Consider the following 565-nt stretch of genomic DNA (forward strand, 5'->3'; position numbering starts at 1 on the left):
AGTCTACTGTTGGGTTGTAGTCCTGCCAGTCTGCGTATGGGTATATTTCATACCACTTGGCAAGTAATGGTACACCATTGTAGTACATTGGCTCAAGCTGAGTTATGAAGGTTGCTGTGCCAGGCTGGAATGAAACGAAGTAGTATGGTGCTAGTGAGTAGCATGGTGGATTCCACCTAGTTATATTATCTGGGCCATAAACCGTTGATGCGTAAGTCCAATTCATGGTCTTTAGCTCCTCAACAATAGGCTTCCAATATGGCCATGGTGTAGTTATTGGCTCAGTCAATATGAATATTATTGTTGTTGGGCTCCATGCAGTTAACTATATTGATAACGTATAGTTATTAATAACCCTAATACCATCAGGGTTAACGTAGGGGTACCACCACATGAATGCCTTAACGCCAATGTAGAATTCAGCGTAAACATCCCAAGCAGTGAAGGGCAGTACAGCTGAACCATTAAACCAATATAAGCCAGGCCTAAGGTGAATAATTATCGTATCATTCTGAGGGAATAAAGTCCAATTACTAGCCAAAACAGGCCACCACTTACCATTAAA

1 protein-coding gene and 1 pseudogene are annotated in these 565 nt (G+C 41.6%); both read right to left on the reverse strand.

Features of this window, described 5'->3' with window-relative positions:
* Positions 1-289: pseudogene (locus tag BP896_RS05010) on the reverse strand (ABC transporter substrate-binding protein); the annotation flags it as partial.
* Between the two features lie 36 nt (positions 290-325).
* Positions 326-565 (reverse strand): ABC transporter substrate-binding protein (locus BP896_RS05015; protein ID WP_291766382.1); only part of this gene is annotated, 240 nt, incomplete at its 5' end.

Source organism: Caldivirga sp. UBA161 (genome assembly GCF_002506515.1).
GTDB lineage: Archaea > Thermoproteota > Thermoprotei > Thermoproteales > Thermocladiaceae > Caldivirga.